This is a genomic window from Providencia sp. PROV076, from assembly GCF_028483405.1.
Classification (GTDB): Bacteria; Pseudomonadota; Gammaproteobacteria; order Enterobacterales; family Enterobacteriaceae; genus Providencia; species Providencia huaxiensis.
The window spans coordinates 80,126-94,461 of sequence record NZ_JAMPRR010000017.1 but is presented as its reverse complement, the minus strand read 5'-3'; the positions used below and the strand labels follow the sequence as shown (position 1 = coordinate 94,461).

The 14,336-nt window shown below is 44.5% G+C and carries 19 protein-coding genes; 17 read left to right on the top strand and 2 right to left on the bottom strand.

What is annotated here, in order from left to right; all coding sequences use genetic code 11:
- Positions 1 to 343: 343 nt before the first annotated feature.
- Together PSF67_RS11670 and PSF67_RS11665 are read right to left on the bottom strand one after the other, a co-directional pair.
- Positions 344 to 1,381 carry a phage portal protein gene (locus PSF67_RS11670; RefSeq protein WP_112308399.1) on the bottom strand — a complete coding sequence of 346 codons (1,038 nt, stop codon included), beginning with the start codon at positions 1,379 to 1,381 and terminating at the stop codon, positions 344 to 346.
- A complete protein-coding gene (locus PSF67_RS11665; RefSeq protein WP_117161992.1) occupies positions 1,381 to 3,138 on the bottom strand; it encodes a terminase ATPase subunit family protein in 1,758 nt (585 codons plus the stop codon). The genes PSF67_RS11670 and PSF67_RS11665 overlap by 1 nt, the downstream gene beginning before the upstream one ends.
- A gap of 175 nt (positions 3,139 to 3,313) precedes the next feature.
- On the opposite strand from PSF67_RS11665, the gene PSF67_RS11660 reads away from it, so the two are divergent.
- The 17 genes from PSF67_RS11660 to PSF67_RS11580 all read left to right on the top strand — a co-directional run bounded on the left by PSF67_RS11660 (position 3,314) and on the right by PSF67_RS11580 (position 14,316).
- Positions 3,314 to 4,141 (top strand): GPO family capsid scaffolding protein, encoded by an 828-nt coding sequence (locus PSF67_RS11660; protein ID WP_272676955.1) that lies wholly within the window; start codon positions 3,314 to 3,316, stop codon positions 4,139 to 4,141.
- Between the two features lie 12 nt (positions 4,142 to 4,153).
- Positions 4,154 to 5,248 (top strand): phage major capsid protein, P2 family, encoded by a 1,095-nt coding sequence (locus PSF67_RS11655; RefSeq protein WP_272676954.1) that lies wholly within the window; start codon positions 4,154 to 4,156, stop codon positions 5,246 to 5,248.
- A 3-nt stretch (positions 5,249 to 5,251) separates the two neighbouring features.
- Positions 5,252 to 5,908 carry a phage terminase small subunit gene (gpM, locus tag PSF67_RS11650; protein WP_272676953.1) on the top strand — a complete coding sequence of 219 codons (657 nt, stop codon included), beginning with the start codon at positions 5,252 to 5,254 and terminating at the stop codon, positions 5,906 to 5,908.
- Between the two features lie 88 nt (positions 5,909 to 5,996).
- Positions 5,997 to 6,473, top strand: a complete 477-nt coding sequence (locus PSF67_RS11645; RefSeq protein WP_272676952.1) for a head completion/stabilization protein — start codon at positions 5,997 to 5,999, stop codon at positions 6,471 to 6,473.
- Positions 6,470 to 6,673, top strand: a complete 204-nt coding sequence (locus PSF67_RS11640) for a tail protein X (RefSeq protein ID WP_110591553.1) — start codon at positions 6,470 to 6,472, stop codon at positions 6,671 to 6,673. Before PSF67_RS11645 ends, PSF67_RS11640 begins: the two co-directional genes overlap by 4 nt.
- 3 nt (positions 6,674 to 6,676) lie before the next feature.
- Entirely contained in the window at positions 6,677 to 6,982 is a 306-nt protein-coding gene (locus PSF67_RS11635; RefSeq protein WP_036962068.1) for a phage holin family protein, read from the top strand.
- Complete coding sequence (locus PSF67_RS11630; RefSeq protein WP_272676951.1) at positions 6,975 to 7,418, top strand: structural protein; 444 nt, start codon at positions 6,975 to 6,977, stop codon at positions 7,416 to 7,418. Before PSF67_RS11635 ends, PSF67_RS11630 begins: the two co-directional genes overlap by 8 nt.
- A gap of 42 nt (positions 7,419 to 7,460) precedes the next feature.
- Complete coding sequence (locus PSF67_RS11625) at positions 7,461 to 8,012, top strand: DUF2570 domain-containing protein (protein WP_272676950.1); 552 nt, start codon at positions 7,461 to 7,463, stop codon at positions 8,010 to 8,012.
- Entirely contained in the window at positions 7,996 to 8,424 is a 429-nt protein-coding gene (locus tag PSF67_RS11620; RefSeq protein ID WP_036962064.1) for a phage tail protein, read from the top strand. The genes PSF67_RS11625 and PSF67_RS11620 overlap by 17 nt, the downstream gene beginning before the upstream one ends.
- Positions 8,421 to 9,038, top strand: coding sequence for a phage virion morphogenesis protein (locus PSF67_RS11615; RefSeq protein ID WP_226537818.1), 618 nt, complete (start codon positions 8,421 to 8,423; stop codon positions 9,036 to 9,038). The genes PSF67_RS11620 and PSF67_RS11615 overlap by 4 nt, the downstream gene beginning before the upstream one ends.
- 88 nt (positions 9,039 to 9,126) lie before the next feature.
- On the top strand, positions 9,127 to 9,507 hold the full coding sequence (locus tag PSF67_RS11610; protein ID WP_071548737.1) for a hypothetical protein: 381 nt from the start codon (positions 9,127 to 9,129) through the stop codon (positions 9,505 to 9,507).
- Positions 9,508 to 9,513: 6 nt separating this feature from the next.
- Entirely contained in the window at positions 9,514 to 10,137 is a 624-nt protein-coding gene (locus PSF67_RS11605) for a phage baseplate assembly protein V (RefSeq protein WP_272676949.1), read from the top strand.
- The gene (locus PSF67_RS11600; RefSeq protein WP_272676948.1) at positions 10,134 to 10,475 is read left to right on the top strand and encodes a GPW/gp25 family protein; all 342 of its coding nucleotides are present in this window, start codon (positions 10,134 to 10,136) and stop codon (positions 10,473 to 10,475) included. The genes PSF67_RS11605 and PSF67_RS11600 overlap by 4 nt, the downstream gene beginning before the upstream one ends.
- Before the next feature lie 2 nt (positions 10,476 to 10,477).
- Entirely contained in the window at positions 10,478 to 11,389 is a 912-nt protein-coding gene (locus PSF67_RS11595; protein ID WP_272676947.1) for a baseplate assembly protein, read from the top strand.
- Positions 11,382 to 11,993, top strand: a complete 612-nt coding sequence (locus PSF67_RS11590; protein ID WP_272676946.1) for a phage tail protein I — start codon at positions 11,382 to 11,384, stop codon at positions 11,991 to 11,993. Before PSF67_RS11595 ends, PSF67_RS11590 begins: the two co-directional genes overlap by 8 nt.
- Positions 11,990 to 13,696 carry a phage tail-collar fiber domain-containing protein gene (locus PSF67_RS11585; RefSeq protein ID WP_272676945.1) on the top strand — a complete coding sequence of 569 codons (1,707 nt, stop codon included), beginning with the start codon at positions 11,990 to 11,992 and terminating at the stop codon, positions 13,694 to 13,696. The genes PSF67_RS11590 and PSF67_RS11585 overlap by 4 nt, the downstream gene beginning before the upstream one ends.
- Positions 13,696 to 14,316, top strand: a complete 621-nt coding sequence (locus PSF67_RS11580; RefSeq protein WP_272676944.1) for a tail fiber assembly protein — start codon at positions 13,696 to 13,698, stop codon at positions 14,314 to 14,316. The genes PSF67_RS11585 and PSF67_RS11580 overlap by 1 nt, the downstream gene beginning before the upstream one ends.
- Positions 14,317 to 14,336: the final 20 nt, after the last annotated feature.

Here is a 14,336-nt window from a genome sequence, read left to right as displayed (position 1 = left end):
GGGTGCATGAAAACCGGCCTATTTAGTGGGCAGGCGTGGCGGGGCTACGATTGCGCGGCGAGGTGTTTATTGTTAAATATCCGTCCGCAAAATCTCGGAGCCGTCACAGCGTTAAAATCAAATTTATATAACTAGATAGCAATTATTTTTGCACGCTTTGTGGTGGCGTGTGGTGCGTTTAAATCGCTATTTGATGGAGGCAATTTATTGCGGATTCGTCTTGGTGAGCTAGGTTTGGTATAATACAGTGGGGTCTTATTATTATTTAGGGCGTCGAGATCACCTACTTGCAGGCAGAAAAATACCGCCTCAGTGGGCGGTATCATTGAATTAACTAGTAATATTATTCGTCGTCTAAGTCCAGCGAGTACTTATCAAACTTTATAATCTCCCCACCAAACCAATCATTCAATTGCATCATCTTACTTTGTAACGGCATCAACTCATTGCGCACAAATACTTTTGCCGCTTTCTCAACATCACCAAAGCCGCCCACATTTTCAGGAATGATCCCCATGATTTGTGGTGGCACGCGGTGTGCCGCTAACATATCGTCACGACTTACATTTTTAATATTAAGGAATTCATCTTTTGCGGCAGCTTCGGAAAGCGGAATAGTTTGGATGCCGTCTTTCTTTCCCCCTGGTGCGTACAAAAATAAATTGCGAAAGTTCCCTGGTCCTTTACTGCTTTTGAGTGCTTCACGAATTTTATCAACATCATCGGTTTTTTGTGCTGCATCACTAATATACAAAATATAACCGGCATGCGAGCCATTGAGATAATATTTACGGCGAAATAGTGTTGCCGATTCATTGAGCAGTACGGAGGGGATCGCCGCAAGATATTCCGGCAAGCCGTATAACTCTTGGTTAATATCCGGCTCAATCAAGTGAAACACTTTACCCGTTTGAAATTCATACGGTTTAATATCGTAGCCATATTGCACAAACCAGTAAGTTTCTAAGTCAACACCGCGGCGGGTAAACTTAGCCGGCGAATGTTTAAAATTCAGCGACTGCCCCAGACGGTTATTTCGTTCTTCAAGATACCCATTACCAAACAGTAAAAAATCTAATGCCCAACTATCAAACGTCTGACGACTTAAATATTTATTAGGAATAAAGGTACTGGTGAGAATATTACGTTTTACATAAATTGCGCTGCTATGGTGTGGGGCTGCGCGGAACGTGCGCGCAAGGCCATTAAAACTAATTGGCGGCTCATAGTAATTATCAATTTGCACACATTCCAAATAATCAAAAATTTCACGCTTATCAAGTACGGGGATTGGATCACCGAAAGTGAATGCTTCCATTGATGCGCTGTCGGTTTTTTGCGCCAGTGTTTGTGATTGGCGTTTTTTATTTTTACGGCTCATTAAAAGACCTCGACGATATTATGTTGATTGTGATTTTCACCGGTGATCGGTTCGTTATAAAGGGCGTGCATGGTTGCCCATGCTAAATCTGCGTGGCTGGCTTCTTCGCTGCGGTCAGCTTCATAAGTTGGGCGGTTACCACTGGCGGTAGTGGCACGGCGAATGGCCATAAAAGATTGCGTGATATCATTACTACCCGCGTCATATTCCAACCGGTCATGGCTAATCACGTCATAAGCTTTAAGCACCAATGCATTTTTTAAGGCAGGGTTATAGACAAATTCTTTTGCAGCAGGGAAAAATTCCCGCACATTTTGCAGGACACCATGGCCAATACCTGTGGAATCAATCCCGATGTATTGCACGTTGTAACGCTCGGTGAGTTCTTTTATCGCGTCCGATTGCGCGCGAAAATCCATGCCACGCCATTGATGATGCTCAAGTATGCGAAACTTACCGCCTTTGTGTAGCGGTGGCGCAATCACCACACAACCCGCACTATCTCCGTTTTGAGTACCTTTCGCGGGGTCATAACCAATCCAAACAGGGTGATAAGCATAGGGACGTATCATTAACGGCTGAACGTCGTCCCATATTTCCCAACTGTCCACCATGCATTTTTGCATTAACTGCAAATTAAAGATGGATGCAATATCATCGACAAACTCACACATCAGCAAGTTTTCGAATTCATCAGGGCTATATTCTAAATAGAGTTGATCAATATCGAATAAATTACACCCGCCCCGCATGGCATCTTCAATCGTGACAATTTGCCGCCACTGACCATCCCCACACATCATGCCATTCACTAACGCTTGATGGCTGATATCGACCTCAACGTGATCGGCCTTACGACGACCACGATTAAAGAGCTTTCCAGACCAGAACGGATACGCGCTGTGTGTTAATGCGGATGGGGTCGAAAAGTAGGTTTGACGCCATTTTTTGTGCATGGCCATACCGGAGGCGACTTTGCGTAATTCTTGGAATTTGGGTATCCAGAAATACTCATCAAGATACAAATTACCGTGGTAACTCTGCGCGGTACGGGCATTGGTGCCCAGAAAATACAGTGTTGCGCCATTAGGCAAAACTATCGGATCACCTTTTAAGTCAACATCAACCTCTCGCGCCATATCAATAATGTAGCCTTTAAATACGTGCGCTTGGGCTTTACTCGCCGATAAAAATATTTGGTTTCGACCGGTAATGAGTGCATCCATAAAGGCTTCACGAGCGAAAAAGTAAGTTGCCCCGATTTGGCGTGATTTTAAGATGTTGCGAATTCGGTGCTTATGGCCGGCTCCGTACCATGCTTTCTGGTACTCAAACATATTTTCACGAAAGATTTCTTCCAGCTTTTCAATCTGCTCTTCGCTGAATAAATTCTTCTCAGGGGCGCGGCGTTCACCTTTATTGCGATTGGCCAGTTTCGGGTTCAAATCAACCTCATTGCCGCCGTTTTGGTACTTGTGAATTTTGGCATGCCGCTCTACTTGGCGATAAAGTAAGTCGATTTCTTTAAAGTCTTTCCCCTCTTTATTTTCTTTACTCAATAGCGTACAAAGTCGCATCTCCAGCGTCATTTCCACGCGATCAATGGGGGTGATTTCATCCCACTTATCGCGGCGTTTCCAACTGTGAATTGTCGCGGCCTTTTCCTTGAGAGCCTCGGCAATACGCGCGATGCGATACCCACTAAAATACATGTGCATGGCGCGTTTTCTTGGGTCAAAATCGTGTAATGTTTTCATGTCGCCAGATTACTGGCTCAGACGACCAATCGCCCCGAGCTGCCGTTGTGCCATTTCCCACACAATGGCAAAGCATTGTTTCTTAGCCCTCATCCCTGAAAACATAGGCTCATTATTTTTTTATTTACGCATGAAATTTATCTACGTATGAAATTTAATTGCCGGAGCCTGAGTAATGACAAAAAAATCTAAACCTGTGCGCCTTTGTGTTGAGGGAGCCACAACCGATGGACGTAAAGTGCAGCGCCAATGGCTCACTGATATTGCCAAAAATTACGACCCATCCGTTTATGGTGCTCGGATCAACATGGAGCATCTAAATTATGAATGGATGCCGCGCTTTGGGGATGTGGAGTCTGTTTACACAGAAGAAATCAGTGAAGGTGCTCTGAAAGGTAAGCTTGCTCTATACGGGATTTTATCACCAACAGATTCATTAATTGAGATGAATCGTAAGCGTCAAAAGGTTTATACCTCCGTTGAAATTAACCCTAATTTTTCCGATATGAATTCGGCCTATTTGGTGGGCTTAGCTGTCACGGATAACCCTGCCAGCCTTGGCACGAGCATGTTGGAATTTAGCGCGGGTGCAGATAAAACCGCGACTTTCTCAGAACGCAAGCAAGATAAAGATAACGTCTTTACGGCGGCGGAAGAAACGGTAATTGAATTTACCGAAGAAGAAAACAAACCAGAAAAACCCAGCTTGAAAGATCGCATCATGGCGAAATTCAGTCGCGAACGTCAGCGCAATGATGTTGAACTCAATGACATTCACCAAGCGGTAGAGCTTTGCGCGGAAGAGCAAACCGAAACTGCACAAAAACTGACTCAGCTTGAAACACAAGTTAAAGCGTTATCGGGGATCAAGAAAGAAAATGAAACCCTGCGCAGTGAGCTGGACCAACTCAAAAAAGATTTGAGCCAGCAAGATAATCAGCAACACCGCCCCACGTCTTTTGGTGGCAATACAACCAACACTGAAAACCTGACTGATTGCTAAACGGGAAAAACAATGAGAAAAGAAACAAAAGTTAAATTTAACGGTTACATGACCCGTCTAGGTGAGATTTACGGTGTTCAGCCACACGAATTCACAGATTCAAAAGTGGAAATTGAGCCTTCGGCAGCCCAAAAACTGGAAAGCAAAATTCAGTTAAGCGCCGTCTTTCTGACCAAAATTAATATTGTGCCTGTCAAAGACCAAGTGGGCGAAAAAATCGGCCTCGGCATTGGTTCAACGGTTGCCGGCACGACGGACACCACCAAACAAGACCGTGAACCCACTGACCCGGCTCAATTAGCCAAACAAGGCTATCACTGCCGTCAAACGAATTTCGATACCGCTATTCGTTATGAAAAACTGGACATGTGGGCGATGTTTGAAGATTTTCAGCGCCGTATCCGCGATGCCATTATTCAGCGTCAAGCCCTTGACCGTATCATGATTGGCTTTAACGGGACACATCGTACTGCAACCTCAAACCGCGAAGTCAATAAACTCCTGCAAGACGTGAATATCGGTTGGTTACATAAAATTCGCCTTGAAGCCCCTGAACATGTTTTAGGTTCTTCAACCGATAAAGACACCAACCAAATCACCCCTGAACCTATCAAAGTGGGTAAAGGCGAAGAGTATGAAAACCTTGATGCATTGGTTATGCAAGCCGTTGACCACGCAATTTCCGAAGTGTACGCCGACGATACCGATTTAGTCGTTATCTGTGGCCGCTCACTTTTAGCCGATAAATATTTCCCTATCGTCAATCGTGATCAAGCCAATACCGAGGCGTTAGCTGCGGATGTGATTATCAGCCAAAAACGCCTCGGTGGGTTGCCGGCGGTACGTGTTCCTTATTTCCCGAAAAATGGAATGCTTATCACACGATTAGATAATTTATCTATCTACTGGCAAATCGAATCACGCCGCCGCCAAGTGGTGGACAATGCAAAACGTGACCGTGTCGAAAACTACGAATCAGTGAATGAAGATTACATTGTTGAAGATTACGACTGTGTGGCGTTGATTGAAAACATTGAGCTGACGTCTGGAAAACCGGCGGAGCCTACTGAGCCGGACGAAGTAAAAGACGCGCCAACCGGAGAATAAGCTGTGAATCCGTGGGAACGAAAACGCATGCAGGTTGAAGCCAAGAACGTCAGTGCCTATGGCGTTCTTGCTGACCCCTCGGCAGCAACACAAGTCAAATTGATGTTACGCCAACACATGCGGGATTTAGGTAAAACCCAATCATTTGAACGCAAAGCCGCGTACAAACGTAAAGCCTTACCGCTATACGAAACGTGGATCACTGAAACATTAAAAGGCAATTCAGGCGTTCAAGATGATGTTTTGATGTACCTGATGTTGTGGAGTTTTGACGCGGGTTTGTACGCGCAAGGGCTAGATATTGCGGAGTATGCATTAAAACACAAGCTCGCCATGCCATCAGGCCAATCCCGCACAACCGGTTGTGCTATTGCCGAAGAAATAGGAGATAGAGCCAAAGAAGCCTATACCGCAAAAAATCCCATTCCATTGGATATCTTGCAGCGCACCATGACATTAATTGAGCATGAAGATATGCCCGATAAAGTCCGCGCCGAGCTACATAAATGGCTCGGTTACAGCTTGCGCGATAATGATTTTCCGCAACCGGCTTTATGTGAATTAATGCGTGCCCTTGAGCTCAATGAGCGTAGTGGGGTTAAGCAGGATATTAAGAATATTGAAAAGTTTTTGTCAGCAAAAAACAGAGCTGATGAATAAAGAACGTGCCAACGCGCAAGGCGGCGCGAGATAAGAAATTTATTTTTCGGACTCTCGCCCACCGCCTACCTATTTTTAAGGTGACCTTATGGATTTTGTTTCACCCGAACCCGCTAACGAAAAAGACGAAACGATCACCAGTGGTGATTTTTGGCCTGCGATTAATACCCGTGCATTTCGGGAAGCAATGCGAGTTGACGGTACGGTCACCCAAGGTCGATTAATTGAAGCTTTAAAAAACGCCATCATCGAAACCAACCGTGAATTATCCCGCTTTCAACAGCAAGAAATCTACTTGGGCTATACAACGTTAGACACGGTTCCGGCTAGCAAAATTGCGCATGGGGAGATTGACGTATCGGAATTAGTGATCCTTTATCGCCGTGCCGTATTCAGCGCGGCAAAAGCAAACTTAATCGAACGTTACCGCGATATTGATACAACCCCAAACGGTAGCAAAAAAGCCGATGCCTTAGAGACGAATATTGATGATTTACAGCGTGACGCTATCTGGGCAATTCAGCGCATCAAGGGCACGACACACAATATTGTTGAATTGATATGAAAACCAGAACGATAAAAGGTGACACCGTAGACGGGATATGTTGGCGATTTTACGGCAGAACGACAGGCATGACCGAAGCTGTTTTGTTAGCGAATCCCAATCTAGCCGAACATGGCGCTGTGCTACCTGCGGGGCTATTGATTGAGTTACCTGAAATTACCGAAGAGCCGGTACAGCCACTTATACAGCTATGGGATTGATACATGTTTGATAAAGATCCGAACAGTTTCGGTATCGCACAGTGGTTATTAATGCTCTTCATTTCAATGTGGGGAGGTGTTGTGAGATACATCATTGACGTTAAAACGAATAATGCCCCGTGGAGCTGGTTTGCGGCTTTTATGCAAATGGTCGTTTCCGGCTTTGTCGGGTTGTTAGGCGGATTGCTTTGTATTGAGGGCAATCAAAGTATTTACATCACCCTATTCACCACCGGTGTATTTGGTGCGATGGGAAGTATCGGACTTTCCTATTTATGGTCACGCTTTACTGGAGGAAAACATGTCTAACGTACCACGCGGCATACGCAACAATAATCCGGGCAATATTGATTATAACCCGAGAAACCCATGGCGAGGAGAACTGGCATTTGACCCTAGCATTGAGCCCCGTCATAGCCGCTTTGAGCAACCTGAATACGGTATTCGCGCATTATTCAAGCTTTTGCGAACCTATTCAACCTACGCGGGAAAACAAGGGGTTGGTTGCGGCAAAATTGATACGGTGGAAGAAATTATTGAACGTTGGGCGCCGGCAAAAGACCGCAATAATACAGAGGGTTATATTAATCGTGTCTGTAAAGAAACGGGCTTTGGTCGTCATGATTGCCTTGATGTTTATGACAAAGAAACGGCATTCAAAATCGCTAAAGCGATTGTCCATGTTGAAAATGGTCAGCAGCCATACAGTGATGAGCTGTTTGAAAAAGCGTGGGCGATGTTGTGATGTTTAAACCCAATAATGCGAGACGAAAAGCTTATGTTTAATATGAAAAAGTGGGTAATCGCTTTCGCATTATTCCTTGTCGCCGGTGTCATATTCGCCGGCTGGCAAAGTCTTAAAAAAATAGACCGGCTCAATGAACGAGTCGGCATACTCACGGCAGAAAACCAACAACTTTCGTTAGACGTTGATAAAAAATCCGCGCTGATCTCTGACCAATCATTAAGTTTTCACCGTGCAAATCAAATCGCGGGTGATGCCTATCGTCGCGGTATTATTCAACGCGCCGCCGCCGAGGAAAGAAAAATTGAATATAAAACCATTCTTAAAAACGAGCCAACGTGTGATTTACCTGTGCCTAAGTATCTTGCTGATCGGGTGCTCGACAACGCCTACCGTATCCGTGCAAACGCAATGCGTTCCCATTCCGAAAACACTCACCCAGCAAGTACCACCGCCTCTACCGGACGGGTTCTAACTTATTGCGATTTGGCTTTGATGGTTGATCCTTTACTTGCAGCCTTAGAAACTGCCAATATTCAACTAAGTGCGATTGAGCAATTTGATGAGGAACGGAACCGTGAAAAAGCTCATTAACTTACGGGAATATTTAGACAGCAAAATTCCATTTCTCAAAGATAACCCCGAAAATTTATACTTGTTCGTTGAAAACGGGCGGATTATTTCCACGTTAGAAGAAACGCCCAGTTTTGAATATGAATACACCGCTAATATTATTATTGAGCGTTATAGTGGTGACCAAAATGTTTTAATTGCGGTAGTCAATGATTGGCTAAGAAAAAATCAATCCGATATTTCAGCGAACCCCGCAAAGCGGCAACAAGATTTTAGATTTGAGGCAGTGATTTTAGATAACAAAACCGCCCACATCAGTATTGATTTAAATCTCACCGAGCGTGTATTAGCGATTGATAACGACGGCAAATATGTGATTGAGGCTACCCCTGAGCCGGCTAACCCGTTTAATGAATGGCCAACAACACGATGAATGATGATACTTTGCGTCAACTTGACAGTGAATTAACGCATTTATTAAATCGCATGTCGCAAGGTCAGCGCCGACAGCTTGCGAAAGAAATCACTCGTGATTTACGCCGGACGCAAATTAAGCGCATTTCACAACAAAAAAATCCGGATGGCAGCCCATACACCAAACGCAAAGCCAATTTTGTCACGGTACAGCGCGAAATCCAATTTATGTGGCACGGTCAAAAACGCACCTTACGGAATTGGCGTGGTAATAGCAAAACAATCACTGGCCAAGACGCGAATAAAAAAGCGCAGCGCTCATTTCGTAAATCAGATATTCAGCGCTATATCAGTATCAAGAAAGAAAAAATCAGTACAGCGCGCAAAACCAAGCAAACCCGCATGTTTAAAAAACTGGCCACCGCCCGTTTTTTACGCGCCTATAATAGCGATAAAGAAGCCGTCATTTATTTTTTACCTTCCGCAGCAAACATTGCCGGTGTGCATCAGTTCGGTTTAACAGAACGCATTGGTAATGCAAAAATAACCTATCCATCACGCCAGTTGTTAGGGCTCACTCCGCAAGAAATCAGGCATATTGAAAGCCAGATTATTGATTTCCTCTCTCGATAATGTGTATCACCGACTGCACAAAAGGCAGTAGCTGCAATCAATACACTATCAATGGCACGCTTAAGAAAATCATTTTTTTGAGGTTGTCATGCGCAAATTTATTCCGCTTTTACCTGTGGGGCTTTTTATCTTTATTTCAATTCTGGCCATTAGTGTTGATGACTATAAAGTCGTTGCAGGTGCAGAGGTCGTTAGAATTCTTGTGAATATCTACGTGATAGCAATATTTTTCTCTTTTAGCCCTAATTTAGAAAGTGGCTCTCATTCTTGTACATTAAAAGGAATAACGAAAAGTCTAATTCCTTTTAATCTAAATATTTACCGGTTAGTCATCGTATTAAACGTTATCGCTGCATTCCTATTAATTGTTACCAAGCAATGGATTTCTATTCCATTGCTCATAGTCTGGTTTGCTTATCAGTACTGGTTTAGAAAAACAATTTTATCAGCCATTAACTCCGAGGCTTGATATTTAATGTCTGCCGAGATTCGTCGCTTAATCAGAAATCTGATCCGCATTGGCATCGTGACAGATGTGAATGCCAAAAAAGGCTGTCGCGTACAAATTGGAAACTTAGAAACCGACTGGCTAAATTGGATCACCTTACGTGCTGGTAGCACTCGCACGATGAATGCACCTAGCGTGGGTGAGCAAGTTCTTATCCTTGCTTTAGGCGGCGAACTTACCACGGCATTTGTGCTAACCGGTATCTTTTCCAATGAACATGCCGAGCCGACCAGTTCACTCACAGCAGACCACCGAACCTATTCAGATGGGGCAATCATTGAATATGAACCCGCCACTGGTGCATTAATCGCAACAGGAATTAAAACGGCCACGATTGACGCTAGCGAACAAATTAATGCCACAACAAATGTAGTTATCGTCAATGCAAGTAAACAAATTAACCTTACCACTCCAACGGTGATTTGCTCACAAAACCTCACCTGCGCCACGCTCAATGTCACCGAGGGCGGTGAAATGACGGGTAATTTTACACACACCGGCGGCGCGATTAAATCCAATGGTATTACGTTGCATGATCATACTCATGGCGGTGTACGTAGCGGCGGAGAATCCACAGGAAAACCCCAATGAGATATTGCGGTATGAGTCGAGAAAATGGAAAGTGCCTTTCCGATATTGAGCATATACGCCAATCCGTGCGCGATATCTTGATCACGCCTATTGGCTCACGCATCGCACGGCGAAATTATGGTTCGCTATTATCAGAGCTTATCGACCAACCCCAAAATCCCGCCCTGAAATTACAGCTGATGTCTGCCTGTTATACCGCGCTTATAAAATGGGAGCCTCGCATTTTGTTAACGCGCATTAATTTAAGCAGCTCTGAGGCCGCGCAGGTGGTGATTGATATTGAAGCCACAAACCAAGACACCAATCAGTCACTTAATTTTTCGGTTAATGTGAGGTAACGATGGCAGCCAGTATTGATTTAAGTTTATTACCGGCACCGGATGTGGTCGAAACGTTAGATTATGAGGTGCTCTTTGCCGAACGCAAAGCCGCACTAATTGGTGCGATGCCAGCAGAACAGCGGGAAGCCATCGCCCGTACATTGGAATTAGAATCCGAGCCGCTCACCAAATTATTACAAGAAAATTGTTACCGTGAATTAATTTTACGTCAGCGCGTCAATGAAGCGGCTCGTGCAAGTATGGTGGCTTTCGCTACCGGTGCCGACCTTGACCAACTCGCTGCCAATAACAACGTGAAACGCCTGATGTTATCAGTGGGTGATGAAAATGCCATTCCACCGATTGCGCCGGTGTATGAGTCCGATTCCAATTTACGCTCACGTATTCCCGCCGCTTTTGAAGCCTTAAGCGTAGCTGGTCCTATTGGCAGTTATGAATATCATGCACGTTCTGCTGATGGTCGGGTTTCTGACGCTTCTGTCATTAGCCCACTACCGGCTTATGTCACGGTTACCGTTTTGTCCCGCGAGGGGAACGGCAGCGCACCGGCTGATTTAATTGAAAAAGTCGATATGGCGTTAAACGATGAAGATGTTAGGCCAGTTGCAGACCGTGTCACCGTACAATCAGCCAAGATTATCAATTATGAAATCGACGCGGTGATTTACTGTTATCCCTCACCTGAATACGAACCGATTATGGCGGCGGCAGAAGAACAAGTGAAACGCTATGCAACACAGCAGCACCGGTTAGGCCGTGACATTGTGCTCAGTGCCATTTATGCCGCGCTGCATGTTCAAGGCGTGCAACGTGTGGAGCTGAAAAAGCCGGTTGCAGATATCAAACTAGATAAAACACAGGCCAGCTTCTGCACACAAATTAACGTGGCACTAGGGGGCTCAGATGAATAATCGTTTATTACCTGTCGGCTCATCACCGTTAGAGCTCGCGGCGGCTGAATCACTAGCCCAGATTGAGCGCGTGCCTATTCCTATTCGCATTCTATGGAACCCTGATAAATGCCCCGTGCATTTGCTGCCGTATTTGGCGTGGGCGTTTAGTGTTGACCGGTGGGACAAAAACTGGTCAGAAAAAGCCAAACGGGATGCGGTGAAAGCCGCCATGTTTATTCATAAGCACAAGGGCACGATTGGCGCCTTGCGCCGTGTGGTTGAGCCGTTGGGTTATTTAATTCGCGTGATTGAGTGGTGGAAAACCAACGAAACCGCCGGCACGTTTCGCCTTGATATCGGGGTTCTTGAAACCGGTATCACCGAGGAAATGTATCAAGAGTTAGAGGCGTTAATTTTTGATGCCAAGCCAGCGAGTCGTCACCTTGTCGGGCTCACTATTCAACTAGAAACCCGCGGTGAATTCTATTGCGGGGCATCTAGCTATACCGGTGATTCATTGACGGTTTATGCATATACACCGCCTTTAATTTCAGTTTCTGGCCTTGATGTTCAAGGCGCGGCTATTCACTTAATTGATGAAATGAGGATTAATCCACAATGAAATACTTTGCTCTGCTCACTAAATTAGGTGAGAACTTACTCGCTCAGGCCACCGCCTTGGGCACAAAACTTGAATTAACACATATGGCGGTGGGCGATGGTGGCGGGAGTTTGCCAACGCCAGATACCAATCAAACCAAATTGATCGCAGAAAAGCGCCGCGCCGCCATTAATACACTGTTTATTGATGACAAAAATAAAAACCAAATCATTGCAGAGCAAATTATTCCTGAATCAGAAGGCGGCTGGTTTATTCGTGAAATAGGCTTGTTTGATAAAGCTGGTAATCTAATTGCCGTGGCAAACTGCCCCGAAACCTATAAGCCACAACTTACCGAAGGCTCAGGCCGTACACAATCGATTCGCATGGTGTTAATTGTCAGTCACACTGAATCGGTCACATTGAAAATTGACCCGTCAGTTGTACTGGCAACCCGTGAATATGTGAATACTGAAATTACCGTTATTGATAAAAAAATTGATGCACTATCAGCACAAACCAAACTGGATTTAAATAAAAAATTCGATAAAGCGAATATTTCAGGCGTTCTAGGCAATGATAATGACAAAGTTCCTAGCTTAAACTTGCTCGCAACTGAATTGGGTAAAAAACAACCAAAAGGTGATTATGCGGATGGAAATAGATTTACCATAAACGGCACAGATGTTTCTATTAAAACTCCAAATAATAATTCTTCATTCGACTTAGGTAATACTGGATGGATTTCAGTAAAAAACCTCAACACAAATAAAATAACATTTTCTGTTGATAGCGCAGGTCGAGTCGGTAACTGCTTGATACCTGTTGAGTGTGGCGGAACGGGAGCAAAAAACGCCAGTGATGCAAGGAATAATTTAAGCTTATACAGTAAGGAAGAAGTCAATGCCTCGTTGGCAGGAAAAATCAGTAAGGGTGAAAATGGTTTATTTGCCGATATCGGCAGCACTCCATCCTTGACAGTCACTAAAGCACAGTACGATATCGGTTTTCGTGGTTCAGTGCAGATGAGTAAATCTGAGTCGCCTTATTCTTCGTTGATTGATGGCACTGTAATTATTACAAGAATAAATGATTATAGCGCTAAGCGTGGGTTTGAGCTTGCTTATAAAGTCAGAGGAAAAGACCTGTGTGTTGGTTTTTCAACATCAGGGAATGGTACGACTGAAAACTGGGAATACGCAAAAGTATACACTGGATTCAATGTGACCGAGGATCACAATGGGGGTTTAAAAACGCTAGGGACAGTAGGGTTAAGCGACTATCCCGTGGGTGCACCTATTCCATGGGCTCAATCTACTGCTCCGTCAGGCTTTTTAGTCTGTAATGGACAATCATTCAATAAAACAACCTATCCACTTTTAGCAAAAGCATACCCAACAGGGGTTTTACCTGATTTGCGAGGAGAATTCCTTCGTGGTCTTGATGCTGGTCGGAATATTGACAGCGGTAGAGCTGTTTTATCCGCGCAAGGAGATGCTATTCGTAATATTAAAGGGTCTTTAGGTAAGAGTTTTAAGACTAACATAGGTGAAGGAGCGGGAACAGGAGCAATACGCTCCGTACACACTTCAGAAAAGGGAGGTGTATCCACAGAAAGTGGAGCCTATGGGTCATTAGATTTTGATGCTTCAAGAGATGTACCAACAGCAAACGAAAACCGCCCCCGCAACATTGCCTTTTTATATATCGTGAGAGCAGCATAATGAAAAACTATAATTTAGAGATTGAACAAGCCGAAATTGGCGAAAATGGTTTAGCTACAAAAGCGGGTTGGATTAAAGTTTATATTGCAGATCCACAAACGCGCGAATATTTAAACGCAAGCATGGAGAATATTTATTTTGATGTAAGTGTGTCCGCTGGCGCTTATATTGATGCGCCTGAATTACCGACAAAAGCCGGTTTCGCGGTGGTGCGTAGTGAGGATGGCTCTAAATGGGAAATTGTCACCGATAACAGAGGGAAAACGGCTTACAGTACGGAAACCCGTCAACCGATTGAAATTGATTTTATTGGCGATTTGCCCGATATGCTAACTCTTTTAGAGCCCAAAACTGAGTTTGACGTGTGGAATGGCAAAAAGTGGGTAATAGATACTGAAGCCCAAAAAGCGGCATTGGTTGCACAAGCCGAGCAGGAAAAGGCGCAGCGATTAGAGGAAGCGAATGCCACTATCACGTATTTACAAGATGCCATTGAAGTCGGTCTTGATGATGACGATTACCAAGCAAAATTAACAGCATGGAAAACATACCGTGTTTTGTTAAACCGTGTTGATACTTCACTCGCACCAAATATTGATTGGCCTGAAAAACCCGAATAACATTAATCCACTCTGAGCCC

Bases quoted from the DNA above. Each gene is read 5' to 3' on its own strand.
- PSF67_RS11630 (WP_272676951.1), top strand. From the start codon at position 6,975: ATGTCTAACGTACCACGCGGCATACGCAACAATAATCCGGGCAATATT.
- PSF67_RS11660 (WP_272676955.1), top strand. From the start codon at position 3,314: ATGACAAAAAAATCTAAACCTGTGCGCCTTTGTGTTGAGGGAGCCACA.
- PSF67_RS11585 (WP_272676945.1), top strand. From the start codon at position 11,990: ATGAAATACTTTGCTCTGCTCACTAAATTAGGTGAGAACTTACTCGCT.
- PSF67_RS11600 (WP_272676948.1), top strand. From the start codon at position 10,134: ATGAGATATTGCGGTATGAGTCGAGAAAATGGAAAGTGCCTTTCCGAT.
- PSF67_RS11625 (WP_272676950.1), top strand. From the start codon at position 7,461: ATGAAAAAGTGGGTAATCGCTTTCGCATTATTCCTTGTCGCCGGTGTC.
- PSF67_RS11580 (WP_272676944.1), top strand. From the start codon at position 13,696: ATGAAAAACTATAATTTAGAGATTGAACAAGCCGAAATTGGCGAAAAT.
- PSF67_RS11590 (WP_272676946.1), top strand. From the start codon at position 11,382: ATGAATAATCGTTTATTACCTGTCGGCTCATCACCGTTAGAGCTCGCG.
- PSF67_RS11665 (WP_117161992.1), bottom strand. From the start codon at position 3,138: ATGAAAACATTACACGATTTTGACCCAAGAAAACGCGCCATGCACATG.
- PSF67_RS11645 (WP_272676952.1), top strand. From the start codon at position 5,997: ATGGATTTTGTTTCACCCGAACCCGCTAACGAAAAAGACGAAACGATC.
- PSF67_RS11610 (WP_071548737.1), top strand. From the start codon at position 9,127: ATGCGCAAATTTATTCCGCTTTTACCTGTGGGGCTTTTTATCTTTATT.
- PSF67_RS11670 (WP_112308399.1), bottom strand. From the start codon at position 1,381: ATGAGCCGTAAAAATAAAAAACGCCAATCACAAACACTGGCGCAAAAA.
- PSF67_RS11635 (WP_036962068.1), top strand. From the start codon at position 6,677: ATGTTTGATAAAGATCCGAACAGTTTCGGTATCGCACAGTGGTTATTA.
- PSF67_RS11655 (WP_272676954.1), top strand. From the start codon at position 4,154: ATGAGAAAAGAAACAAAAGTTAAATTTAACGGTTACATGACCCGTCTA.
- PSF67_RS11615 (WP_226537818.1), top strand. From the start codon at position 8,421: ATGAATGATGATACTTTGCGTCAACTTGACAGTGAATTAACGCATTTA.
- PSF67_RS11595 (WP_272676947.1), top strand. From the start codon at position 10,478: ATGGCAGCCAGTATTGATTTAAGTTTATTACCGGCACCGGATGTGGTC.
- PSF67_RS11605 (WP_272676949.1), top strand. From the start codon at position 9,514: ATGTCTGCCGAGATTCGTCGCTTAATCAGAAATCTGATCCGCATTGGC.
- PSF67_RS11640 (WP_110591553.1), top strand. From the start codon at position 6,470: ATGAAAACCAGAACGATAAAAGGTGACACCGTAGACGGGATATGTTGG.